The organism is uncultured Pseudomonas sp., assembly GCF_943846705.1.
Taxonomy (GTDB): Bacteria; Pseudomonadota; Gammaproteobacteria; order Pseudomonadales; family Pseudomonadaceae; genus Aquipseudomonas.
On sequence record NZ_OX044366.1, the window covers coordinates 356,027 to 380,505 of the forward strand.

Sequence of the window (24,479 nt, forward strand, 5' to 3'; positions counted from 1 at the left end):
TTATCTTTAATATCGCAAATATACACCCTGTTAATAATTAGACTATCACGCATTTAATCACGCGTGATTTATAATAAGGTAACGTTTATGCGTGAGTCACTGAGATGGCGGAAAATCTTAACTGGTTGGATCAAAACGCGACGCGGCAACTCCAGTGGGCAAAGGAATACCTGCGGAAGCAGAACGTGCTTGTTAGCGAGCTCGGCGGATATCCCCTCTATCAAGGAATCGTCCACTGGGATGAGCAGCAGAAAGGCAATCCTGAGCACGACAAAACACTCAAAGGCATGCGACGTGCTTGGGAGGCCGTAGAGAAAAGGCGCGAAAAAAAAGGCACAACCTCGGCCCTCAGAGTAACGACCGCGACCAAGAAGCGGATTGAGACGCTGGCCAAGTCTCTGCGCATAAGCGTTGGGGACACGCTAGAAATGCTGGGCAGCAGAGCTGAGGGCATCGCAGAGCAGAGCAAAGCTCGATCACGAAGAGCCATATCCGAAGACGCCAAACTTCTGGATAAGCAACGCAAGGCGATTGATCTGCACAAAACGGTTACTGCAGCCTTCGCGACCATGCTGGTAGACGCTCAGGTAGACCTAAGCATCTGCAAGCTGCAGCTCGAGGAAGCCAGGCACCAAAAATTCGTCCCCACTGAACCTCCTACACCCGACATCGAAACGCTCAGCCATAAACTGCTAAACGCCTGCATCAAGCAGCCTGAACGCGGCCTGAGCCAGTGGCTTGCACAGAGAGCAGAAAGCGGCAGTCCCAGGATCGCTTATCCAGACCGGACTCATATTGAGGCTCGGCTGGAGTGCTTACGGGGCTCCCCACAGAAAAAACTCATACGTAGCCGCATGAGCTCGCTCCTAAAGAACGCCGACCTTTGGATCCCTGACGCTCGCCTTGAACAGCTTCTCTGGGGCACAAGTCGCAGCATCAACCTGGCCCAAATTGAATATCTAAAGCTCGGGACATGGCTCGAGTACAAAGAAAACACGATCATTTCCGGTGGAGTGGGTACTGGAAAAACCTGGCTCGCCTGTGCCTTCGGTTATCAGGCCTGCATAAAGGGATGGAGAACCAGCTATCGCCGCATGCCCGAGCTCCTGGAAGAGCTTTCTGGTGCGCGCGCCAGCAAAACGCTCAGCAACGCGCTGCAAGACCTAGCGAAAATTGAATTCTTGATCATCGACGACTGGGATCTGTCGCAGCTGACTGCAGGCCAGTATCAAGACCTGCTCGCGGTGATTGCCGAGCGCGAAAATCGCTGTTCAACACTCATCGTCAGTCAGCAACCACCCGAAAGGTGGTTTGACGCTATCTACGACAACAACCACGCCCTGAGGCTTCTTGACCGCCTGGCATACGCCCGGCAGAAATTCCACCTTACCGGCGAGTCGATGCGAAAGAGAATGGCCGAAGCAGCCAACGCCAACCAAAGCACCTCGGACTGCAATGGCCAGACAGAATCGCCTGAGTTCCTGGAAGATCTACCAGTGGAGCCGGCAGACCCGATCGGGGATGCTAAAAGCCGCACTACAGCAGATTCAGTTGATACCCCTGGCGAGTCCGCTCCAGGAGAAGCCACTACCAACCTCATGCTCGAAAACTACGAACGAAGTCTGCGGGGGGAAAGGCTGATCACGCCGTCAAAAAGCTAACCTGGCCACATTTTGGCCAGATGATCATGCCCTGCCGAAAGCAGTAGAAAAATCCCGAGTTCAAAGCAATCCACTCAATCAGTATTCCAAACGGTATTCCAAGCAAGAACTTAAACCGATTTTTTAGATATAAATCATATAGTTAAAATCTCTGTTCAGATTACCCCGGCACCAAATAGAAGCACTTAAAGCCCTGATTTTCCTAGGAATTTCGGGGCTTTTTTGTTTCTGGCCTCATAGAGGTGTCGAAGAACTGCCGAAACTCGCCAGAGGCCCTAAACGCACAGCATCGAGTAGGTGGTCCGGTTGTAGTGGTCAACTATTTCTGGACACTGGTTTAGGTTTATCCGGCTAGTGATTCAGTTTCCGCTGGCGTTTGGTATCCGTTGTAGCTGTGTGGGCGTTGGTGGTTGTAGTGGTGCGTCAGATAGCGCAGCACATCTGCCTCTGCATGTTCTTGGCTGGCGTAGCCATGTTCCGGTATCCATTCCGTCTTCAGGCTTCTGAAAAAGCGCTCCATCGGCGCATTGTCCCAGCAGTTACCGCGCCGGCTCATGCTCTGTTTTATGCGGTAGCGCCAAAGCATCTGGCGAAACTCGATACTGGTGTAATGACTACCTTGGTCGGAGTGAAACATCAGTGCCTGTGGGCAGCCACTAGACTCATAAGCCACACGTAAAGCGCGCGTCGTGAGCCGCGAGTCCGGCCGATTGGAGGGTGCCCAGCCGACAATCCGGCGCGCATACAAATCCATGACCGCCGCGAGATAGATCCAACGGTTACCTGCCCAGATATACGTGACGTCGCCGCACCAGATTTGGTTAGGGCCGCTTACGTTAAACTCCCGATTCAGCGTGTTCGGCGCAACCGCACTCTCACCCTCAGCTTTACGGTAGCGATGCTTACGGTATTGCGAACTAAATAACCGAGCCTCTTTCATCAGGCGTCCCGCCAGAAAGCGACCGACCACTTCACCCTGCATCCGCAGTGCGGCCGATAGCGTTCTGGCGCCAGCTGAACCGCGACTTTGCGCATGTAATTCAGAGGCACGCTGACGTAATTCAATTCGCCGGTGATTCACTCGACGGCGACGCTTGCTGGCGTCGTAGAAGCTGCTGCGATGCACGCTAAATAGCCTGCACAGTTTGGCTCGTGGATACCGCTCACCCAATGCCTCGATCAGGGTTACTGATTGAGGGAGTCCGACATTAAAAGAGCGGTAGCCTTTTTTAGGATTTCTTTCTCCCGCTCCAAGCGTCGAACCTGGGCTTCCAGGTCTTGGATGCGCTTCTGCTCAGGTGTCAGGGCCTTACTGCACAGCGGTGTTGTGCCTCCACGCTCGTCACGCAGTTGCTCAACCCATCGACGCAACGCCGTTGGGCCTACGCCCATGGACTTGCAGGCCTCGGGTATAGAATAGCCTTGGTCTAGAACTAGGCCAGCTGCTTCGAGTTTGAAATCTGTACTGAATGATCTTCTGGTCATGAACACCTCATTGCTGGGCGAAGCTTAACGCCCTATCGGGGTGTCCAGAATCATTAAGCCACTACAGTGAGACATGCCTGGGCATGGTCGATATCGCCACGCTGTTGGGGTATTCCGAGCACAGCGCCTTCACCCGCAGCGTACTCCGCTGGACGGGAAAAGCCCCCAGCGCCACCGTCAGAGCCAGCGAAACGATTGGCTATCGGAACTCGCCCTGAGTGATCTGCGCCATGGCCGCGCCGACTGCATGCCCCGGTGCCACTAGGTGATGTTTACCGGGGGAAGCTCCAGGTGAAAGGCGCTGATGCCATTGCTGGAGATGCAGAAAATGGTGCCCTTGTGCGCCTCAACAATGGAGCGGGTAATGGCCAAGCCAAGGCCGGCATTGCTCGGGCTGCCTTCGCGGCGCGCCGGGTCTACTCGATAGAAACGGTCGAAGAGCTTATCCAGGTGCTCGGGCTTGATGGTTTCACCTGGGTTCTCGACGATGAGCGTGACCGCATGTGCGCTCGATGAGATCGTTAGCGATATCGTCTTGCCGGCAGGTGTATAACGCAGCGCATTGGACAGCAGGTTCGAGATCGCGCGATCGAGCATCAGCTTGTCACCCAGCACGCTGCCGGATCCACTCACAAGCAACTGAATGCCCTGCTCGTCCGCCAACAGGTGGTAGTACTCGACCAGCTTGGTTACGACCTCGCTGAGTTCAATGCGCACCTGCTGGGGGATGATCAAGCCATTGTCCGATTTAGCCAGAAACAGCATGTCGTCGATCATTCGCGACATGCGGTTGAGGTCCTCGAGGTTCGAATAGAGGTTTTCTTCATAGGCTTCGAGATTGCGCTTTTGGCTCAGCACCACCTCGGTGTGCGTCATCAAATTGCTGAGTGGTGTACGCAATTCATGGGCAATGTCGGCTGAAAAGTTTGAGATCCGAGCAAAAGCGTCATCGAGCCGGGCAAGCATCGCATTGAATGCCGTCACCAACTGCTGAAGCTCAAGGGGCACGGGCTCCAGCGGAATACGCTCTTTCAGCGACCTGGCCGACATCGACGTCGCCACCTGGGTGACCTGCCGCAAGGGGGTCAAGCCACTGCGGGCTACAACCCAGCCTAACGCAGCGCTTACCAGTGCGCTGATAACCAGGCCAATCCAAAACCAGCGCTGCAACGTTTCAAAGAAATGCACATGCTTGGTCACATCAAGAATCAGCAACGCCGTGAGAAATGAAGGCTGAGCCGGGGTTGATACCTGCGCAGTCATGCCACGGAACATTCGACCTTTGTGCTCCCACTGCCACATCCCATGATCAGTGTTATGGCGAAACTTTTCGGGGACATTGAACAGCTGAGGCTCGGCAAAAAGTGTTGTGCCGTCGCGTGCAAGGATGATCGCGGCTAAATCGTGATGCGCCCCGAGCATTGCTTTCAGTTGCGGTAAAACTCTTTCAAGGTCTGCTTGGTTGCGTGTATTGCGGAGGATTTTCTGAGTTGATTCGAGCTTCTCATCCAACGTCTGCTGGTCGAGCATCATAAAGTGATGCCGGCTGAACTCATTGAAGCTAAGGCCTGATATTGTCAGGACAGCCATCACCGCCAGCATGAACATCAAACTCATGCGCGCTGTCAGTGATAAGTGCTTCATTCAGATTCCTGAGCATCAAGCATGTATCCCATACCGCGAGAGGTATGAATCAGTTTTAACTCGAAATCATCGTCAACCTTGGCGCGCAAGCGGCGAATAGCCACTTCGATTACGTTGGTGTCGCTGTCGAAATTCATGTCCCACACCTGGGAGGCGATCAACGATTTGGGAAGAACCTCACCACGACGACGCAGCAGCAATTCGAGCAACAAAAACTCCTTTGCTGTCAGATCAATTCGCTTTCCACTGCGCACGGCACGCCGCTTAAGCAGATCGACTTCAAGGTCAGCTATTTTCATGGTGGTCTGCGTGGGCGCGCTATTGCTACGGCGAAGCAGTGTCCTAACGCGTGCTAACAACTCAGAAAAGGCAAAAGGTTTGACTAGGTAGTCATCGGCCCCCAGCTCCAAGCCTTTCACGCGATCCTCAACACCGTCACGTGCTGTGAGGAATAACACGGGCACATCCTTTCCCGCCGCCCGCACCATCCTTAGCACTTCCCAGCCATCTAGGCCCGGCATCATGACGTCCAGAATCAACAGGTCATAGGCCTCGCTTAACGCATGCTGGAGCGCATCCGTTCCGGTCATCACGCGGTCGACATTGAATCCAGCCTCAGTGAGGCCCTGTTGCAAATAAATACCTGTTTTGGGCTCGTCTTCAGCAACTAAAAGTCTCATGCGGGCTATTCCAAGCGTTGAGTGGTCTGAGTGTGCAGTCAAATTGCCCACCCAACCAGAAGCTTACGCAGATGTAATCCTAGCTTCAGGCTTCTGTCAGGTTGACTGGCTAAGGTGCAAGTATGAGCGCTAGGTTGGGCGCTTGCCCCTCCGATGGATAAAGAGGTGACGGCTACATTTTTTACTGCGGAGACTCCCCTATGAAACTGCTTAAATCTTTATTTCTGGTTGGTTCGCTCCTGCTTGCATCAGTGGCTTGGGCAGAGGGTGGTGCTGGTAGGCTCTTCGAACGCATAGAGAGCATGCGAGACAAAGCTGAGGCTGTACTAGTTCAGGCGGAAAAAGCGCCTGCCAGTGAACGTCATGTGCACATGAAAGAGCACATGAAAATGCTCGGCGAGATCATGAACCAGCTGCACAGCGAGCATCCGGCTCCCGGCATATCTACGGAAGAACATCTCGCGTGGATGGAGCAGCACGACAAATTGGTTGATGACGTCCTTGCGCAGATGATGCGTGAGCACAAGCTGATGATGGCTGATAAAGAGTGCCATCCATAAGACTTCCCATCTTCAAGGCCTTCATGATTGCTCCTTTGGCCTAGCGGCATCTCGACGGTGCCGCATTTTTTCAATATTGACTGATCTGCAGTCTTTGCAGTGCTCCCGCCAGTAAACCCGCACTGCACTTTACTCAGCATAGCTTTCAAGCATGTAGGTTTCGGGTAAGCCAACTGACAGTTCAGCCGCCCTCAATGCAATGGTATTTCGAGCCCCCCTTTTCGAGGTCCATTATGAAATCCAAACTCATCTCATTTCTTCTCACCACAACACTGGTCTTCACCGCCTCTGCTGCCATGGCCAGCCCGAGCCATAGTAAAAGCGCTATTGGCCAACCGGGAGACGCCAAGAAAGCTGATCGCACCATCGAAATCAGAATGGGCGATATCTTTTTCGAGCCGCAGAGTATTGATCTCAAAGCAGGAGAAACCGTCCGCTTCATACTCAAAAATGAGGGCGCGCTGCTGCATGAGTTCAACCTGGGCATGGCCGCCGCACATGCCGCCCATCAAAAAGAAATGGTCGTCATGCTTCAGAACGGCACGCTGTCTCCAACGGCCGCACAGGGCATGAGCAACATGGCGCATGGCATGGGCGGGATGAAGATGGTCGGCATGAAACACGACGATCCAAACAGCGTCTTGATTGAGCCAGGTGCCACCGAAGAACTGGTATGGACCTTTACCAAGGCAACGGGCCTTGAGTTCGCCTGCAACATCCCTGGCCATTACCAATCGGGGATGGTCGGCAAGGTCAACGTGCGCTAATCGTTAAGTTCGGATTGACCCACGTCAATCCGTCGGAGCGCAGTAGAGGCTACTGTCATTAGCTGTCACTCCAATAACGCCTCAATCCAAACGAGGATCGAGCCATGGACCACTCCCACCACTCAGGCTCTGAATTGCCATTCTGGAAGAGCAGAAATGGCATTGTGCTGATTATGCTGGCCGTCATCGGTTTGTTTTACGTGGCCCGCGAGCATTTTGGCCACCTGTCTCAGGCACTGCCTTACTTGATTCTGCTGCTGTGCCCGCTGATGCACATATTCGGTCACAAGCATGGTGGGCACTCCCACCAGGATGGTGCTGATACTCCCAAGCACGACAGCCGGAAATAAGCCCTATGCACACCACCTCGTGCCATCTTGACCATGATCACTCCAAGCATCAGGAAGACCAACATGGGAGCCTGCACGATCCGGTGTGCGGCATGGCCGTCAAGCCAGACAGCCCATTCAGTGAAAGCCACGAAGGCCAGACATACCGGTTCTGCAGCGCGAAATGCCTGGAGAGGTTCCGGGCAGCACCTAGCCGCTATGTGAACCCTCCCCAGCGTGCGGAGCATCCACATCATGACGCTGCGCCTCCCTCACCTGGGGCCACAGGGGCGGCGGAATACACCTGCCCAATGCACCCGGAAATACGCCAGCCAAAACCTGGCAACTGCCCCATCTGCGGCATGACCTTGGAGGCAGTGATTCCGGAGCTGGAGGAAGAGGATAGTTCAGAGCTCGAGGACTTCACCCGGCGCTTCTGGTGGACACTCCCACTCACGATCATCGTGACGGTCTTGGCTATGGCCGGTCACTCATTAACGCTATTTCATGGCGCCACGCAGAACTGGGTAGAGCTTGCCTTGGCGACGCCTGTAACGCTCTGGGGCGGCTGGGTTTTTTTTACCCGAGGCATCGACTCGATCCGTCATCGCAGCCCCAATATGTGGACACTTATCAGCCTAGGTACTGCAGCAGCCTACCTCTACAGCGTTGCCGCGACCCTGGCCCCACAGCTATTTCCCCAGGCGTTCTTCCAGGGCGGACGCATTGGCGTCTACTTTGAGGCGGCGGCAGTCATCATCTCCCTGACGCTATTGGGCCAGATGCTCGAACTCAAGGCTCGCTCACAAACCTCAGCCGCCATTAAATCGCTATTAGGCCTAGCACCCAAAACCGCGCGGCGCATCAATCCTGACGGCCAGGAAGAGGATGTACCGTTGACCCATGTGCATCTGGGCGACCATCTGCGGGTACGCCCCGGTGAGAAAGTCCCGGTGGATGGCAGCGTTCTCGAAGGCGAAAGCGCCGTCGACGAGGCCATGCTGACCGGCGAGCCGTTACCGGTGACCAAGCGCGTTGGCGATACGCTGATCGGCGCAACCATGAATACCCACGGTAGTCTGGTCATGCAGGCGCAGAAGGTGGGGGCCGATACCATGCTGTCCCAGATCGTGCAGATGGTCGCCAGGGCGCAGCGCTCCAAGGCCCCCATGCAACGCATGGCCGATGCTGTCGCGGGTTATTTCGTGCTCGGCGTGATCGCCATCGCGATCCTCACGTTCTTCGGCTGGGGCTTGCTCGGTGCGGAGTCAGGCTGGGTATTCGGCCTGATCAACGCGGTTGCCGTACTGATCATTGCCTGCCCCTGTGCACTGGGCCTGGCGACCCCCATGTCGGTGATGGTCTCGACCGGCAAGGCGGCCACCAGTGGCGTCTTGTTCCGGGATGCCAGTGCCATAGAGAACCTGTGCAAGATTGATACGCTGATCGTCGACAAGACCGGCACGCTGACCGAGGGGCGGCCTGTATTCCATAGCGCAGAGGGTACCGGCCCGTTCGACCCGGACGAGGTGCTGCGATTGGCTGCAAGCCTCGATCAAGGCAGCGAACATCCGCTGGCCCATGCAATCGTTGATCACGCTCGCGCCCAAGGCATTGAGCTGGCCAAGCCGGATTCTTTCGAGTCGGGCTCAGGCATCGGTGTGCGCGGCCACGTGGACGGTCAACAACTGCAACTGGGTAATACGGCGTTGATGGAAGAGGCCGGAATAGATGCCGCCCCTCTGCGCAACCCTGCAGAGCAGCTTCGACTGGAGGGCATCAGCATTATTTACTTGGCGGTGGATGGCGTACTGGCAGGGCTGCTGGCTGTCTCTGACCCGATCAAGCCGACCGCTAAACAAGCAGTCAGCAGGCTTCAGGGGGTCGATGTGAACGTCATCATGGCCACCGGTGACGGGCTCACTACCGCAAGGGCCGTGGCCAAAGAGCTGGGTATCGACGAAGTCCATGGCGAGGTTAAACCTCAGGACAAAGAAAAACTGGTGGCCGATCTGCAGCGCGATGGCCGCCGCGTGGCCATGGCGGGCGACGGTATCAACGATGCCCCTGCACTAGCCCGTGCCGATGTTGGTATCGCGATGGGAACCGGTACCGATGTGGCGATGAACAGTGCTCAGGTGACCTTGGTCAAAGGTGATCTGCTGGGCATCTTACGGGCAAGGACCTTGTCCGTGGCCACGGTGAAAAACATGCGCCAAAACCTGGCCTTTGCCTTCATCTACAACGCCATGGGCATACCACTTGCGGCGGGGGTGCTCTACCCCCTGACCGGTCACCTGCTATCGCCCATGATTGCTGCACTGGCAATGAGTGTCAGCTCAGCGTCAGTGGTGTTCAACGCGCTGCGGTTGCGTCATACCAATATTGACTGAGCAGAGTTGCTCCTGATGGTGAGCTGGCTGCCAGTGTGGTGAGAGAACGATTCTCTGCTTGGTTACTCCAGTCACCTGCACTCAGCCCATCTTAATGTGCGCTTGTAAAAAACAGGCTTGAGCTTGCCATTGCGTCAAGGTTGATGATGGCAGTGCGGTGCATCGGCCCGCTCTTAAAGACGAGGTGATCTATGTTTGTATTACAGGTAACAGGAATGGGCTGTGGTGGCTGTGTCGGCAAAATCACTAAAGCCATTCAGCAACTGGACGCGACGGCAATAGTCGAGGTCGATCGTGAAGCCGGCAGGGTGATGGTTGAAAGCCTTGTCAGCGCTGATCAGATCAGTACGCGGGTGCGTGAGCTTGGCTTTCCGAATCAAGTTACGGCCAGCCAATAGTCCTCATGACGTTCACAAGTAACGTCATGCAAAGAGGTGAACATCATGCTGTTAAATCCAATTAAGGTCGGCCTCGCAGCTGCCATCAGCTTCTCCTTGCTATGGCTCCTATGCAGCCTGTTCGTCTTGCTCGCCCCTGCAATGACGCTGTCCATGTCCGGCGCCATGATGCATATGAACCTTGCTGGAATGGGCTGGCATTTAACCCTGGCTGGCGTTTTAACTGGCTTGGTCGGCTGGTTTGTACTAGCAGGTTTGGGTGGATGGCTGCTTGCCGTGATCTATAACCGTTCGGTTTGAGACTTGTGCATTTCATTAGCTATATCCGCTGGAGCAGCCCCTCACCGCCCCATTGTTTCAGCGACATGCAGGTGGTGGGCGCGGCCCCGGCTCCAACACAGATGATCAGGCCCCAGCAGGGCTGAACTCGGTCGAGCACGATTTCAATTGCCGCCGGTAGTCGACATCGATCTCATGCGGCCCGCCAGTCGACAAGGCAACCTCATGCATGACCAGCGGATACGGCGCGTTGATCGCATCGAGAAAATAGAGGGTTTTACCGCACCGACCATGTAGTTCTCGGCGATGAGCTCGAGCCAGTCGACTGCAGGGCGTTGCTCCAGGATCTGCGGGTAATACTCGCTTAATAAGCCCAGGCAGAGCCAGCGTATCGCTTTTACTCATTGGCGCTCCGAGTAAGGGAGTGACTCGCACTCCCTCGGATAAACTTACTCGCTGGTTTTGCCGCCGGCCTCATCGCACTTTTCTTGGGTCATCAAGTTGAAGCCCTCGCCTTTACAGGCGGCCTGCCCCTTGCAGGAGTTCTTCGCCGTCATGCAATCGTTCTGGCCTTTGCAGCCGTTCACCCCAAAGCATTTTACTTCGGCTGTTTTTGCGTCCTGAGCCGCTTGCGCAGGCAGGGTGGCGAACAGGCTGGCGGCAACGAGGGCCAATGCAGCACCGGTAGCAACAGTATTTTTGCTCGACATAATGGCTATCTCTCTTAAGTGTGGGGGCGGGGCTATTTAGCGCCACTGCCCGGAAGCAGCTTAGGCATCGCTGCCTGGCATGCCATAAAACCAATCCGCACAGGCTTGATCAACGGGCATGAACAGACATTACAGAGGCCCGTGGAGACTCGACAAGAAAGAAGTAGCAACCTGACAGAACTGTAATGTTCAGCTCAGGTTTATGACAGGCCGCTCTGGCTAAGGTGACTTCGAGCCTGAAGCTCAACGCCTGATGGCGACCCATTCGGGGTCACCTGGCTAATTGCACTGAATCGAGGAATATCCAGATGAAATCAATCAAAACCCTGTTCGTGGTGATCGCACTTAGCGCTGCTTCTTTGGCGATGGCCGAAGGCGGGGCTGAGCGTACGTTTGCCCGCATGGAACAGGCCAGCAAGGTATCGATGCAAGCCTATCAACTGGCCCAGCAAGCGAAAAAACAGTCGCCAGTGGCAGGCAATAAAACCCATACAGCCGACCACGCCAACTGCTAGTACAGGGCCAACCTGACAGAAATGTAATCACTTAGCCGGTTGATATATGGCAATTTCTCAGACTCGCTGTCGGATTGACTTGAATAATCATGGCAGTGGGTAAGGCTGATAGGGAAACCACGCCAGGATGAAGCTGACAACCAACCGTGACCTCACGGTTGTTTACCCTGGTTCCTCTAACTGATTGGACATAATGGTATGCACTGCAAAACCTCAAGACGAACCTTCGTTAAAGGCCTGGCCGCCACCGGCATTCTCGGAGGCCTTGGCTTGTGGCGCACGCCCGTTTGGGCGGTGACCAGCCCAGGTCAGCCCAATGTATTGACTGGCACCGACTTCGACTTATTCATTGGTGAAACACCGGTGAATATCACGGGCGCCGCGCGGACCGCGATGGCTATTAACGGGTCTATTCCAGGGCCCATTCTGCGCTGGCGAGAAGGCGACACCGTCACCCTGCGGGTGAGAAACCGCTTGGCCGAAGACACCTCGATTCACTGGCACGGGATTATTCTGCCCGCCAACATGGACGGTGTGCCTGGTTTGAGCTTCCACGGCATCGCGCCTGACGGCATGTACGAGTACAAGTTCAAGGTCAATCAGAATGGTACCTACTGGTACCACAGCCACTCTGGACTGCAGGAGCAGATCGGCGTTTACGGTGCTCTAGTCATCGACGCCAAGGAGCCTGAGCCGTTCAGCTACGACCGTGACTACGTGGTGATGCTGACTGACTGGACCGATGAAGATCCAAACCGGCTACTGGCCAAGCTGAAAAAGCAGTCGGACTACTACAACTATCACAAGCGCACCGTTGGCGACTTTATTAATGACGTCAGCGAGCAAGGTTGGTCGGCAGCCGTTGCCGACCGCAAGATGTGGGCCGAAATGAAGATGAGCCCCACCGATCTTGCTGACGTCAGTGCCTATACCTACACCTACTTGATGAATGGTCAGGCACCGAATGGCAACTGGACCGGTATCTTCAAGCCGGGTGAAAAGCTCCGCTTGCGCTTTATCAACGGCTCGGCCATGAGCTACTTCGACGTGCGTATTCCAGGCCTGAAGATGACCGTGGTCGCGGCCGATGGCCTGCACGTCAAGCCGGTCAGCGTCGACGAATTCCGTATCGCCGTTGCGGAAACCTACGACGTGATTGTCGAGCTCGCCGACCAAGAGGCTTACACCATTTTTGCCCAGTCCATGGATCGCACCGGCTATGCCCGCGGCACCTTGGCGGTCCGTGAAGGGTTGAGCGCTGCGGTGCCAGAAACCGATCCTCGCCCCCTGATCGCCATGGGCGACATGGGTATGGATCACGGCAGCATGGCTGGAATGGACCATAGCAAGATGACCGGCATGGGTGACATGGCCGGCATGGATCACAGCAAGATGGCCGGCATGGGCGATATGGCCGGCATGGATCACTCTGGTATGGCGGGCATGGGCGCAGCGATGCAAGCGCACCCGGCCTCCGAAACCAATAATCCACTGGTCGACATGCAAACCATGACCCCGACCCACAAGCTGGACGATCCGGGTATCGGCCTACGTGGTAATGGCCGTCGCGTGCTGACCTACTCTGACCTGAAAAGCACCTTCCCCGATCCCGATGGCCGTGAGCCCAGCCGAACCATTGAGCTGCACCTTACCGGGCACATGGAGAAATTTTCCTGGTCGTTCGACGGCATCAAGTTTTCGGATGCAGAGCCGCTGCGCCTGAAGTACGGCGAGCGCGTGCGCATCACGTTAGTCAACGACACCATGATGACCCACCCCATCCACCTCCACGGCATGTGGAGCGATCTTGAGGATGAAAATGGCCAGTTCATGGTGCGTAAACACACAATCGATATGCCACCGGGCTCCAAGCGTAGCTATCGCGTAACCGCTGATGCTCTTGGGCGTTGGGCCTATCACTGCCACCTGTTGCTGCACATGGAAATGGGCATGTTCCGTGAAGTACGCGTGGACGAGTAAAGGAGAGTCATGATGAGTACATTTCTTCAGCGCGCCAGCCTATTCGGGGCGGTGTTTGCGCCTGGTTTGCTAGGCGCAATGCAGGTGCCGGCTGCATTAGCCGGTGAAGGCCAAGCTGGGCACGACACCAACAAAGCTGAGGCGGAGTCGAACCATGACCACTAGTTTTTCACGCCCCACTCTCATCGCCCTGGCCGTTTCGTTGAGCGCACTAGCGGGCGGCTTCGCCAACGCTGCCGAGACAATGGATCATTCCATGCACATGACACCGGGGACTGCGCAGAGCACGTCCAACGCGAAGCAGGCGGTGGTCAAGCAGGCCGCTTCAAGCACTGCACAAATGGATCATGCCGCAATGGGTCACGGCTCGATGCCCGCCATGGATCACAGCAAAATGGATCATGGCGCGATGGATCATAGCCAGATGAACCATGGGCAGATGAACCAGAACAAACCGGCAGCCATGGACCATAGCAAGATGGACCACGGCGCTATGCACGGCCAGATGGAAACCATGGATCACAGTCAGATGAACCATGGCAGCACAGATGCTCCGCGAACCACCAATCGCACGCCTATCCCGGTGCTGACAGATGCGGATCGTGCAGCCGCGTTTCCACCATTACCAGGCCACAAGGTTCACGACAGCGCCATCAACAGCTTCTTCCTGCTCGACCAGCTCGAATACCAGGATGCCGATGAAGGCAGCACCTTGGCCTGGGATGCGTCCGGTTGGATCGGCGGCGACATCAACCGTCTCTGGCTGCGCGCCGAAGGTGAACGCACCAACGGTGTCACTGAGGACGCTGAGTTACAGGCCTTGTACGGCCGCTCAATCGGCCCTTGGTGGGATGTAGTCGCGGGTGTTCGCCAAGACTTCAAGCCGGAGTCGCCTCAGACCTGGGCCGCATTCGGCATCCAGGGCATGGCGCTGTATGCCTTCGAGGTTGAGGCTACGGCCTTTGTCGGCGAGAACGGCCAGACAGCAGCACGCTTAGAAGGCGAGTACGACATTCTGCTGACCAATCGCCTGATTCTCCAACCGACCGCAGAAGTGAATTTCTACGGCAAAAACGACCCCGAGCGCGGCATAGGTTCCGGGCTGGCCAATACCGAGGTCGGTCTGCGCCTGCGTTACGAGATCATTCGCCAGTTCGCCCCCTACGTCGGCGTTTCCTGGAGCCGCGCCTATGGCAATACCGCCGATTTAATACGCCATGAGGGTGGGGACATTGAAGATACCCGCCTGGTTGCCGGCATCCGGATGTGGTTTTGAGAGCCTGATATGAAAAGCACAATCAAAACCTTAATGGCCGCCGGCCTAGTCGCAAGTGTCGCGGTAGGTACTGTGGCCTACATGGGCCTGGTTAACGTGGGCGCCGATGACCCTCACTTTCCAGCCGTACATGCATTCCTGTCGATGACCCGTGACCGCTCTATTGAAGTGCGCTCCAAAGACATTGAGGTGCCTAATCTCAATGACGAGGCGCTGATTAAATCAGGCGCAGGTAACTACAACTCGATGTGCATTGGTTGCCATTTGGCACCGGGCATCGCGCAAACAGAGCTGAGCCAAGCACTCTATCCCGCGCCGCCGAACCTGGCCAAAGAGGGTATCGATGGCAACCCGGCCGCCGCATTTTGGGTGATCAAGCACGGTATAAAAGCCACTGGCATGCCGGCCTGGGGCAAGAGCATGGATGATCCGTATATCTGGGGCATGGTCGCGTTCCTCGATCAGCTGCCGAAGTTAGATGCCGCGCAGTACCAAGCGCTGGTGAGAGCGAGCAGCGGCCACGCGCATGGCGGCGGTGAGAGCCCGATGCATAACCATGAAGGCCAGCATGGCAGCGCCAAGGCGGACCACCATGCCAAGCCTGAGGCTGGCGCAGATCATCATGCCGCGGACAGTCCAACGGCCAGCAATGACGCCGGTCATCACGGCGATTCTACGAGTGCTGCGGACCATCACGCAGCGGCCATGCCGCCAGCAGCCAGCGGCGCTGGCCACCATGCTGCGGATGAACCGAGCTCGAATGCTCATGGCGATCATCACGGCGCAGAGAAATCCAAACAGGAACAGGCCCCGGCCGCCGCTCCAAACACTCACACCCATGCCGATGGCAAAGAGCACCTCCATGACAGCTAAACGTAAAGCAACGCGAGTGGCGGTGCTGGCCGCCTTGTTTATGACCTCAGCGGTTCACGCAGCCGAGGCCCTGACCATCGACGTGCACCGTGATGCAAATTGCGGATGCTGCAAGAAGTGGGTCTCACACCTCGAAGCGAACGGTTTCCACGTGATCGACCATGTCGAGCGCGACATGAGCCCGGTGAAGCAGCGTCTCGGCGTTGCACCACGGCTGGCGTCTTGCCACACCGCGGTGATCGACGGCAAGTTCGTCGAAGGCCATGTGCCCGCCGCCCAGGTTATCGAACTGTCCAAGCGCGATGACCTGCTGGGCATCGCCGTGCCTGGCATGCCGGCAGGCTCACCGGGCATGGAGGTTGCTGGCACCCAACACGCCTATCAGGTGATCGGTTTGACCAAAGACGGCACTGACCAGGTTATTGCCGACTACCCCGCGAAGTAATCCCCCCGCTAGAACAGTCGCGGTCAAGCACTGACCGCCCCATCGCCTATCCAGCTGCCAGCAGCTGGATAGGCATCACCACCGCCCCCAACCCTGATGGTGAGCTGAAGGTAAACAAACCTGACAACACACTAGACGACTGGTCTATTTTTTACTACATTGTGCGCCGCAGGTTAATCCCGAGTGGACAATTAGCCATGCAACCAAGCGTGCCAACCTGCGCAGTACACAACTGCTGGCGCGCCAACCTGTACTGAATGTCCAACGACATCCGCGTTATGCCACAACCGATGAGTCGTCAGACTTCACTGAAAACTAGACGACTGGTCTATTAAGGAATAATCGCATGTTCAACTTCGATCTTTATCCCTACTCGCATGGTCTTCGACACCATCGGCCGTCTCGATGACGTCGGGCGGCTCGTCACAGCCCCGGCCTCCTGCGCAGCCCCGGCCCAAGCGTTGCTAAGCCGGCTGGCCTAAGGCCGCGCTAATGCCTCTGCCACCTCAGGCAGAGGCGCACTTTTCGTCCGTGGCCGCTAGGTGGCCGCGGCATAACTAGGAAACCCAACAATGGATACAAGTCGCTTCTTTCAGTCGCTGCAACTCGGCCCTTACCTGCTCAACAATCGCATCGTCCTGCCGCCCTTGACCCGCTCGCGCAGCACCCAGCCGGGGAACATCGCCAACCCGCTGATGGCCACCTATTACCAGCAACGTGCCGGCGCAGGCTTTATGGTCACCGAAGGCACGCAGATCGAACCCCGTGGCCAGGGTTATGCCTGGACGCCCGGCATTCACAGCCAAGAGCAGGTCGACGGCTGGCGCAACGTTACCGACGCCGTGCATGCCGCCGGCAGCATCATTTTCGCCCAGCTCTGGCACGTCGGTCGGGTCTCGCACACCTCGCTGCAGCCCAATGGCGCAGCACCGATAGCGCCTTCGGCTATTGCCGCGACCAACGTCAAAGTATTTATTGAAACCGGCCCAGGTGCCGGCGCTCTGGCCGAGCCTTCGCTGCCCCGCGCACTGAGCAATGCCGAGGTCAAAGAACTGGTGCAGATGTACGCACAGGCCGCACGCAACGCCTTGAGTGCAGGCTTTGATGGCGTGGAAATCCACTGCGCCAACGGCTATTTGGTCAACCAGTTCATCTCCGCGCACAGCAACCAGCGTGACGACGAATATGGCGGTTCGCTGCACAACCGTTTGCGCTTCCTGCGCGAGATTGTCCAGGCCGTAGCCGAAGTTGTCGGCGCCGACCGCTTGGGCGTGCGCTTCGCGCCGTTGTTTGAAAGCACGGCAGAGGACCGGGTCTATTTGGGCCTGGTTGAGGAAGACCCGCACAGCACCTACATCGAGGCCATCAAAGTGCTCGAAGAGGCGGGCATCGCTTACCTGTCGATTGCCGAAGCCGACTGGGACAATGCCCCGGCGCTCCCCGATGACTTCCGCCGTGAGGTGCGCCAAGCCTTTAGCGGCCGCATCATCTACGCCGGCCGCTACACCGTACAACGCGGGACGCAAACCCTGGAGACGGGCTTGGGCGACTTGATCGCCTTTGGCCGGCCGTTTATTGCCAACCCGGATTTACCGCAGCGCATTGCCAATGGCTGGCCGCTCAACCCGGTCGACCCAAGCAGCATGTACGGCGGCACGGAGAAGGGTTATAGCGACTACCCCACCTACGCCGAGTAAACCTGCACCAGCGGCCGTCACGGTTTAACCCTGACGGCCGTATTGTTTAGGGCCATAAAAAGCGCCCGCCTTCTCTGACGACTGCGCCCTAGCGCAGAATGGCTGCTGCCGTTATCCACCCTTTGCATAACGGCGAGCCACACGCGGCGACACCCCAGATCGTTGCCCAAGACCTGCCTACAAGCCCACACTCAGCACTGCGCGGCGCAATAACCCGGCAGAGCATTAAGGACTTCTCTATATGACAGAACTGCAGAGCACCCCGGACTGTGTCGGCCTGGTACTGGCCGCCGGCTACGGGCAGCGCTTTGGCAGCGACAAACGCCTGGCCAAGCTGGCCGACGGCAACAGCCTGCTGCGCGCGACAGTGCTGCGCACGCAAGAAGCCTTCAGCGATGTTCGCGTCGTGCTAAAAGCCGAGGACGATGCCCAGGCCCTGGCTATTCCACCCGGCGTTCAGCTGGTGCGGGCGGCCAACGCCAAACAGGGCATGGGCTCAAGCCTGGCTGCCGGCATGCAGAGCCTGGCACACACGCAGGCCACTGCGGTGGCGGTGCTGCTCGGGGATATGCCGTGGATTTCTGCCGCCACCCTGCGGCAACTGCGAGCACAGGCCGACGCTGAACATATAGTCGTGGCTTACTGCGAGGGCCAGCGCGGCCACCCGGTGTTATTCGGCCGGCGCTACTGGCCGCAGCTGATGCAACTGCAGGGCGAGAATGGGGCCAAGGGCCTGATCGCCAGCCATGCGCAGCAGGTGATTGCCGTGACGCTCGATGACCACGGTATTCTGCGCGACGTCGACAGGCCGGCCGACCTCAGCCTCCCACCGATTTCATAATCAGCGCACTGCCGGTAAACGTAGCGTCCTGCTTGTCCGCCAGCGCGCGGCCGAGCAAGCCTGCCAGCTGCGGCTGTGCCTGCTCAGTCGGTAGATCCAACAGCGGGCCCATAAAGTGCCCGCGATTGGATGACAGGCACCCGTATAACCAGCCGGTAGACGACAGGCGCAGACGGCTGCAGCTCCGGCAAAAGGGCGCGCTTTCGTTGGCAATGATGCCGAACGCGCCGCGCTCGCCCACGCTATAACGCAGCGCGGTGGAGTCCACCGGCGCCTCAGCCTGGGTGAAGGCATAACGCTCAGCAATCAGTTCCAGCAGCTCGCGTTGGCCGACAAACTGAGCGCGGAAAGCCTCTGCATGCTGGGCCAGATGGCCCATGCGCATCAGTTCGATAAAACGCAATTCGTAGCCACGCTGCAGGCAGAACGCCAACATCGGCATGACCTGATCGAGGTTGCTGCCACGCATCGGCACCATGTTGATCTTGATACTCATGCCGGCTTGGCGCGCCTGCTCGATGCCGCTGAGCACCGTCTGCAGGTCGCCGCCCTTGGCGATCGTGCGAAAGGCCTGCGGGTCGAGGGTATCGAGGGACACATTCAGCCGCTGGATACCGGCGCGGCGCAATAACGGCAGTTTGCCGGCCAACAGCTGGCCATTGGTGGTCAGGCTAATGTCCGGCAACGCCAGCTCACCTATGCCCTGCAGAAATGGCTCCAGCCGGTCGCTCAGCAGCGGCTCGCCACCGGTAATGCGCAGCTCCTCAACACCGGCAACATCCCTGAGCAACTCGACGGCACGTAGCATCGCCGTGGCCGTCAATTCATCCCGCGCGGCCACCAAGCGACGGCCATCGGCCACACAATAGGTGCAGGCGTAATTGCAGGCGGCAGTCAGGCTCAGGCGCAGTTTGCGAAAACGCCGACCATGTCGATCGACGATCACCCGGCGACGCCCGCGTGGGCATCAGTGGCGGCTTCGATGTCCTCAAGCACATAAACCTGACGCTCACTCAGCAGCTCGCCAAGCGCATTGGCCATGGCCGTGTAATGCGGCATCTGCCGATGGCGTGCTATCGCCTCATGGCTGGCCCAGCGCTCGACGAAAACAAACCGTCCGGCCTGCTCAACACATCGAGTCAGGTCGTAAGCCAGGCAACCGTCTTCGCCGCGCGATGGCTGCACGCAGGCGCGCAGAACCTGCTCGACCTGCTGCTCTTTGCCGGCCTTGGCGGTCAGTACCGCGACAACGCGTATGGCTTGATTCATGCGGATGGGTTCCTCGGTTGCTCAGTCATCAGCGCTGCACGGCGAACTGCCGAACAGCCTCTGTCGTAACAGCGGCTTCGGCCTGGCCAGCGACCAGCACAGGGTCGCTGTCATGGATACTCGCGGCGCGCAAACGCAGGCTGCCGCCATTGCGGCCGTTGAGCACTGCCTGAATTTCCGCCAGCACCGCCATGGCCACGCTTTCCGGGGTGTCGCCGCCCAGGTCCAGGCCGATCGGATAATGCAAACACTCCAGCCCCGGCAGCTCGTCCTGCGGTTTAGCCAATTGTTCGTGGATGCCGGCCAACAAGCGCTCGGTGCGCTCACGCGGGCCTAACTGGCCGACATAGCAGGGTTCACTGTGCAACACGCCCTGTAGCCAATGCGCGTCTTGCACCAGGCTGTGGGTCATCACCGCCACCGCGGCCCCGCGCACCAGTTCGCGGTAGGCGAAAGGCTGCTCGACGTCGCCGACCAGCACCTGGTCAGCCTCGGCAAAGCGCTCGGCGCGGGCAAAGTGCGCCCGGCCGTCGATCACCGTGACCTGCCAACCCAACAGCTTGGCCATGCGCACCAGCGGCTGGGCATCATGGCCCGCGCCGAAGATCACCAGGCGTCGCACCGGCGGCAAGTACTCCAGAAGCACCTCCACTTCGCCCGCGCCATTTGGATAGACACAGCGGGATGACTTGCCGCGCAACAAGGTCTGCTGCAGGTCAGCGCTGATTTGCTCAACCAGCGCCGAGCGCAGCAGTTCCCCCGCAGCGTCCTGCCCAGGCATCAAGCACAAACGCTCGCCTAAGCGTGGCGCAGCTGCGCCCGAGCTGGCGATCACCGTGGCAATGGCCGCCGCTTGCTGGCTGTCGCGCACGCTGAGCAAAGCATCGACCAAGGCGCAGGAGCGGTTGGCCGGCAGGCGCTCGAACAGCACATGCACCTTGCCGTTGCAGCCCAGGCCGAAGCTCAGCGCTTCCTCGCTGGCCTCATCCGCCTCGGCGGTGCTGTAGCTGCGCAGCGCCGGCCCGGCTTCGGTCAGCCACCAGGCCTTTTTCGCCACTTCCGCCTCCAGGCAGCCACCACTGATGGTGCCCTCGGGCCGGCCGAAGCGCGACACCAGCATGCGCGCACCCGGCCGCCGATACGCAGAGCCCTCGACCTTGACCACAGTCGCAAGCACCGCTTCGCGGCCAGCCTCGCGCTCGGCCAGGAGCGCATCCAGCAATGTGTTCAGGCCCGACATGCGACACCTCCGCTCAATGCAGGGACTCGGTCCGGCGCTTAGCCACAGCCGGCACCGAAACCTGCGCAGCACTCTCGCCAAAGCGCTGCAGCATGAAGCTGCTCAGCGCGGCCAACTCTTGATCGGTGTAAATGCTGCCGAACGACGGCATGCGCCGATTCACTGGGGCGTCGGCGGCACCGTGACCACTCAACAGAATGCCCAGCAAGTTGCTGGCGGCCGGATCGTTAACCGTCTTCAAGCCCAGCAGCATGGCCGTCTGGCTCTGGTTGCCCGTGCCGTCCCAGCGGTGGCAACTGGCGCAGGCTTCGGCGAACAGCTTGTTGCCGAGTGCATTACCGCTGCCCGGTTCAGCAAGCGTGACCTGCTGCGGGCGAGGCACGCCTTCACTGCGCGGCGCTGAGTCCTTGAGGAACACGGCAATCGCCTGACGGTCAGCGTCGGTCAGGTGGCGCAAGCTGTTTTCCACCACCTCTGCCATGGGCCCCGAAGACAAACCCAGGCCTGGCGCTGCGCCATCCTTCAAATAGCCAGCAAGCACGTCCGTGGGCCAGGCACCAATGCCGTGTATGGGGTCGGCGCTGATGTTGTAGGCGTTCCAACCCTGGATCAGGTTACCGGCCAGCGAGCGGTCGCTGCTGACTGCCTGAAACAGGTTGCGCGGTGTATGGCATTCGCCGCAGTGACCCGGCCCTTCTACCAGGTATTTGCCGCGATTCCACTCAGCAGAGCGCTGGCTGTCCGCCTGAAATGGCTCATCGTTAAGGAACAGCAAATTCCAGAAAACCATGCCCCAGCGCTGATTGAACGGGAAGCTGATGTGGTTTTCGCGCGGTGCCTGCTCGACCGGTTCCAGGCTGTCGAGATACCCCTTGATCGCGAGGATGTCATCGCGCGACATCTTGCTGTAGGAGGTATAGGGAAACGCCGGGTAGTAGTGCTTGCCATCACGGCCCACACCGGTTTGCAGCGCACTGACGAACTCGTCATCGCTCCACGCGCCGATACCGGTTTGCGTGTCCGGGGTAATGTTGGGTGAAAACAGCGAGCCGAACGGCAGCTTGAACTCAACGCCACCGGCGAAAGGTTCACCGCCGGGCACGGTATGGCAAGCCACGCAGTTGGCGGCGCGCGTCAGGTATTCGCCCTTAGCCAGCGAATCGTCCTGGGCATTGGCCGCTTGCGCCAGCAGAGCAGCACTGGCGAGCAGCAGTAGGTTGCTTATTAATTTCATCAGTAACTCCTTAAACCGGGTAGTAGCCGAAACGGCTCAGCGGCAAACGCCGAATGCGTTGGCCCGATGCGGCGAACAGGGCGTTGACCAGGGCCGGACCGATCAACGCAGTACCGGCCTCGCCCACGCCACCCGGTGCTTCCAGACTCGGCAGCAGGTGCACCTCCACCGCCGGCGCTTCGCTGATGCGCAGCTGCCGGTAGTTGTGGAAGTTGGTCTGCTGCACCTGGCCGTTTTCGATGAGGATTTCGTTGAATAGCGAGGCGGACAGGCCAAACAAAGTGCCGCCCTCGATCTGCGCCTTAACCGAGGTCGGGTTAGTCGCGAAGCCGCAATCCACCACACTGACCAGGCGCTTGATGCGTATGCCCAAGTCGCCCTGCATCTCCAGTTCAACCAGGGTCGCCACATAGCTGCCGAACACCGCACTGACCGCCACACCACGGCCCTGCCCGGCGGGCAACGGCTGGTTCCAGTCACACTTCTCAGCCAACAGGCGCAGCACCGCCTGGGCACGTGGCTGGTCTGCCATCAGCTCCAGGCGGTAGGCCACCGGGTCGGCCTTGGCGTTGTGCGCCAGCTCATCAATAAAACACTCCAGGGCATAGGTGCCGCGCAGCGGGCCCACGCCGCGCCACCAGGACACGGGCACAACGCTCGGCTCCTGACGGATATAGCGAACCTGCAAATGCGCCAGGCTATAGATGGGGTCGACCGCCACCTCCACCGCATCGGCATCCACGCCGTTGGCCGGCAAGCTGCCGACATAACGGGCGAGAATCGAGGCACCGGCGATGCGGTGCTCCCAACCCAGCGGTCGCCCCTGCTCATCAAGAGCGGCCTGCATACGGTCGGCGTAAAGCGGCCGGTAGAGGTCGTGGGTCATGTCCTCTTCACGGCTCCAGATCAGCTTGATCGGGTAAGCAACCTGGCGTGCGATGGCCACTGCCTGGGTGATGAAATCAAACTCCAGACGCCGACCGAATGCGCCACCGATCAGCTGGTTGTGCACCTGGATTTTTTCCGCCGGCAACCCGGTGACTTGGGCTGCCGTCTGCTGGGCGAACACCGGCACTTGGGTGCCGACCCACAGCTCACAGGCATCTTTACGCACATGGGCCACACAACTCATGGGTTCAAGCGGCGAATGCGACAACAGCGCCTGCTCGTAAACCGCCTCGAACTGGCTGGCCGATTGCTGCTTGGCTTGCTCAATGTCGCCGCTGCGCTTGGCGACCACGCCATCACGGCTACTGGCGGCGAGCAACTCCTGGTCCAACTGCGCTGAACCAATCGCGGCATGTGGGCCCAAATCCCACTCAATCTTCAGCGCCTTGATGGCCTGCTGACAGGCCCAGAAGTTGCTCGCGGTGACGGCCACGGCATTGTCCAGACGCACAATGTCGCGCACCCCAGGCACCCGGCGCGCCTGACTGTCGTCCACCGTGAGCAGCCGCCCGCCATACACCGGACAGGTGATACTGGAGGCCACCAGCATGCCGGGTATTTGCAAGTCGATGGTAAAGCGCGCCTTGCCGTTAACCTTCGCCGGCGTGTCCAGGCGCTGCGCGGGGGTGCCCAGCAGCTTGAATTGCTCGGGGGTTTTCAGCGGTACGTCGTTGGGCAGCGGCAGCGTAGCGGCGGCCTCGACCAGTTCGCCATAGGCAGCCTGCAAACCATTAGGGCCAAACACCTGGCCGTTCTGCGCATGGCACAGGCTCGGCGCGACGCGCCATTGCAGAGCCGCCGCCTGGATCAACAGGATCCGCGCCGTAGCGCCCGCCCGCCGCAGCGGCTCCCAGGTAACACGAGTAGAAGTCGAACCACCGGTGGCCTGAAACTGCATCAGGCTGTCTGTATACAGCGCCGAGTTCGGTGGCGCTTCCTGGATCACCACCTGATCCAGGGGCACTTCCAGCTCCTCGGCGACCATCATGGCAATACCGGTTTGCGCGCCTTGACCCATTTCAATTTTCGGCGAGATCACCGTAACCACGCCATCGGGCCCCACCCGCACGAAGGCACCGAAGCCCTCAGCGGAGCGGTCGCCCAGGCGGCCGGCAGCAGCTGCATCGGCGGCGGCACTCTTGGCCGCCAGCGGCGGCAGCCAGGTACTCAACACCAGGCCACCGAGGGCGATACCGCTGCCCTGCAAGAGGCGGCGACGGGACATATCAACATTGGTTTCGTTAGGCTTTTTCAT

24 protein-coding genes and 1 pseudogene are annotated in these 24,479 nt (G+C 58.6%); 15 read left to right on the forward strand and 10 right to left on the reverse strand.

Annotated features, from left to right (window positions below):
• The first annotated feature begins 104 nt into the window (after positions 1-104).
• Positions 105-1,661: an ATP-binding protein gene (locus Q0V31_RS01720; RefSeq protein ID WP_298183771.1), complete on the forward strand. Its 1,557-nt coding sequence runs from the start codon at positions 105-107 to the stop codon at positions 1,659-1,661.
• A gap of 343 nt (positions 1,662-2,004) precedes the next feature.
• On the opposite strand, the gene Q0V31_RS01725 is transcribed toward Q0V31_RS01720, so the two are convergent.
• The 3 genes from Q0V31_RS01725 to Q0V31_RS01735 form a co-directional block, all read right to left on the reverse strand.
• A protein-coding gene (locus Q0V31_RS01725; protein WP_298183773.1) for an IS3 family transposase occupies positions 2,005-3,146 on the reverse strand; the annotation gives its coding sequence in 2 pieces (ribosomal slippage) (positions 2,005-2,894 and positions 2,894-3,146; 1,143 coding nt in all).
• Positions 3,147-3,407: 261 nt separating this feature from the next.
• Positions 3,408-4,790: a heavy metal sensor histidine kinase gene (locus Q0V31_RS01730; RefSeq protein WP_298183775.1), complete on the reverse strand. Its 1,383-nt coding sequence runs from the start codon at positions 4,788-4,790 to the stop codon at positions 3,408-3,410.
• A complete protein-coding gene (locus tag Q0V31_RS01735; RefSeq protein ID WP_298183779.1) occupies positions 4,787-5,470 on the reverse strand; it encodes a heavy metal response regulator transcription factor in 684 nt (227 codons plus the stop codon). The genes Q0V31_RS01730 and Q0V31_RS01735 overlap by 4 nt, the downstream gene beginning before the upstream one ends.
• Positions 5,471-5,670: 200 nt before the next feature.
• Here Q0V31_RS01735 and Q0V31_RS01740 point away from each other — a divergent pair, with 200 nt between their 5' ends.
• The 6 genes from Q0V31_RS01740 to Q0V31_RS01765 all read left to right on the forward strand — a co-directional run bounded on the left by Q0V31_RS01740 (position 5,671) and on the right by Q0V31_RS01765 (position 10,217).
• Positions 5,671-6,030 (forward strand): co-regulatory protein PtrA N-terminal domain-containing protein, encoded by a 360-nt coding sequence (locus tag Q0V31_RS01740; RefSeq protein WP_298183781.1) that lies wholly within the window; start codon positions 5,671-5,673, stop codon positions 6,028-6,030.
• Positions 6,031-6,263: 233 nt separating this feature from the next.
• Complete coding sequence (locus tag Q0V31_RS01745; protein ID WP_298183783.1) at positions 6,264-6,797, forward strand: cupredoxin family protein; 534 nt, start codon at positions 6,264-6,266, stop codon at positions 6,795-6,797.
• 104 nt (positions 6,798-6,901) lie between these two features.
• Positions 6,902-7,147, forward strand: a complete 246-nt coding sequence (locus tag Q0V31_RS01750) for a DUF2933 domain-containing protein (protein WP_298183785.1) — start codon at positions 6,902-6,904, stop codon at positions 7,145-7,147.
• Positions 7,148-7,152: 5 nt separating this feature from the next.
• Positions 7,153-9,519, forward strand: a complete 2,367-nt coding sequence (locus Q0V31_RS01755; RefSeq protein WP_298183793.1) for a heavy metal translocating P-type ATPase — start codon at positions 7,153-7,155, stop codon at positions 9,517-9,519.
• Between the two features lie 191 nt (positions 9,520-9,710).
• Entirely contained in the window at positions 9,711-9,917 is a 207-nt protein-coding gene (locus Q0V31_RS01760) for a heavy-metal-associated domain-containing protein (RefSeq protein ID WP_298183797.1), read from the forward strand.
• A gap of 45 nt (positions 9,918-9,962) precedes the next feature.
• Positions 9,963-10,217, forward strand: a complete 255-nt coding sequence (locus Q0V31_RS01765; protein WP_298183799.1) for a DUF5676 family membrane protein — start codon at positions 9,963-9,965, stop codon at positions 10,215-10,217.
• A 65-nt stretch (positions 10,218-10,282) separates the two neighbouring features.
• Here the strand turns inward: Q0V31_RS01765 and Q0V31_RS01770 are convergent.
• Positions 10,283-10,588: pseudogene (locus Q0V31_RS01770) on the reverse strand (DUF692 family multinuclear iron-containing protein); the annotation flags it as partial.
• A 57-nt stretch (positions 10,589-10,645) separates the two neighbouring features.
• Positions 10,646-10,906: a hypothetical protein gene (locus Q0V31_RS01775; RefSeq protein WP_298183804.1), complete on the reverse strand. Its 261-nt coding sequence runs from the start codon at positions 10,904-10,906 to the stop codon at positions 10,646-10,648.
• A 308-nt stretch (positions 10,907-11,214) separates the two neighbouring features.
• Between Q0V31_RS01775 and Q0V31_RS01780 the strand changes: the two genes are divergently transcribed.
• From Q0V31_RS01780 to Q0V31_RS01815, 8 genes are all read left to right on the forward strand, one after another.
• On the forward strand, positions 11,215-11,421 hold the full coding sequence (locus Q0V31_RS01780) for a co-regulatory protein PtrA N-terminal domain-containing protein (protein ID WP_298183806.1): 207 nt from the start codon (positions 11,215-11,217) through the stop codon (positions 11,419-11,421).
• Between the two features lie 198 nt (positions 11,422-11,619).
• Positions 11,620-13,401: a copper resistance system multicopper oxidase gene (locus Q0V31_RS01785; RefSeq protein WP_298183808.1), complete on the forward strand. Its 1,782-nt coding sequence runs from the start codon at positions 11,620-11,622 to the stop codon at positions 13,399-13,401.
• A gap of 12 nt (positions 13,402-13,413) precedes the next feature.
• Entirely contained in the window at positions 13,414-13,566 is a 153-nt protein-coding gene (locus Q0V31_RS01790) for a hypothetical protein (RefSeq protein WP_298183810.1), read from the forward strand.
• Positions 13,556-14,677, forward strand: a complete 1,122-nt coding sequence (locus Q0V31_RS01795) for a copper resistance protein B (RefSeq protein WP_298183812.1) — start codon at positions 13,556-13,558, stop codon at positions 14,675-14,677. The genes Q0V31_RS01790 and Q0V31_RS01795 overlap by 11 nt, the downstream gene beginning before the upstream one ends.
• A gap of 9 nt (positions 14,678-14,686) precedes the next feature.
• Positions 14,687-15,550, forward strand: a complete 864-nt coding sequence (locus Q0V31_RS01800) for a cytochrome c (RefSeq protein ID WP_298183814.1) — start codon at positions 14,687-14,689, stop codon at positions 15,548-15,550.
• Positions 15,540-15,995 (forward strand): DUF411 domain-containing protein, encoded by a 456-nt coding sequence (locus Q0V31_RS01805; RefSeq protein ID WP_298183816.1) that lies wholly within the window; start codon positions 15,540-15,542, stop codon positions 15,993-15,995. The genes Q0V31_RS01800 and Q0V31_RS01805 overlap by 11 nt, the downstream gene beginning before the upstream one ends.
• A gap of 572 nt (positions 15,996-16,567) precedes the next feature.
• On the forward strand, positions 16,568-17,692 hold the full coding sequence (locus Q0V31_RS01810; protein ID WP_298183818.1) for an alkene reductase: 1,125 nt from the start codon (positions 16,568-16,570) through the stop codon (positions 17,690-17,692).
• A 241-nt stretch (positions 17,693-17,933) separates the two neighbouring features.
• Positions 17,934-18,533, forward strand: coding sequence for a nucleotidyltransferase family protein (locus tag Q0V31_RS01815; protein WP_298183819.1), 600 nt, complete (start codon positions 17,934-17,936; stop codon positions 18,531-18,533).
• Here the strand turns inward: Q0V31_RS01815 and Q0V31_RS01820 are convergent.
• Genes Q0V31_RS01820 through Q0V31_RS01840 form a run of 5 tightly spaced genes read right to left on the reverse strand, consistent with a single transcriptional unit; the run spans position 18,511 to position 24,479 of the window.
• Positions 18,511-19,479 carry a radical SAM protein gene (locus Q0V31_RS01820; RefSeq protein WP_298183820.1) on the reverse strand — a complete coding sequence of 323 codons (969 nt, stop codon included), beginning with the start codon at positions 19,477-19,479 and terminating at the stop codon, positions 18,511-18,513. The two genes, Q0V31_RS01815 and Q0V31_RS01820, sit on opposite strands and share 23 nt — an antisense overlap.
• Positions 19,476-19,802 carry a putative quinol monooxygenase gene (locus Q0V31_RS01825; protein WP_298183821.1) on the reverse strand — a complete coding sequence of 109 codons (327 nt, stop codon included), beginning with the start codon at positions 19,800-19,802 and terminating at the stop codon, positions 19,476-19,478. Before Q0V31_RS01825 ends, Q0V31_RS01820 begins: the two co-directional genes overlap by 4 nt.
• Positions 19,803-19,830: 28 nt before the next feature.
• Positions 19,831-21,042, reverse strand: coding sequence for an XdhC family protein (locus tag Q0V31_RS01830; protein ID WP_298183822.1), 1,212 nt, complete (start codon positions 21,040-21,042; stop codon positions 19,831-19,833).
• A 13-nt stretch (positions 21,043-21,055) separates the two neighbouring features.
• Positions 21,056-22,276, reverse strand: coding sequence for a cytochrome c (locus Q0V31_RS01835; RefSeq protein ID WP_298183823.1), 1,221 nt, complete (start codon positions 22,274-22,276; stop codon positions 21,056-21,058).
• A 10-nt stretch (positions 22,277-22,286) separates the two neighbouring features.
• Positions 22,287-24,479: a molybdopterin cofactor-binding domain-containing protein gene (locus Q0V31_RS01840; RefSeq protein ID WP_298183824.1), complete on the reverse strand. Its 2,193-nt coding sequence runs from the start codon at positions 24,477-24,479 to the stop codon at positions 22,287-22,289.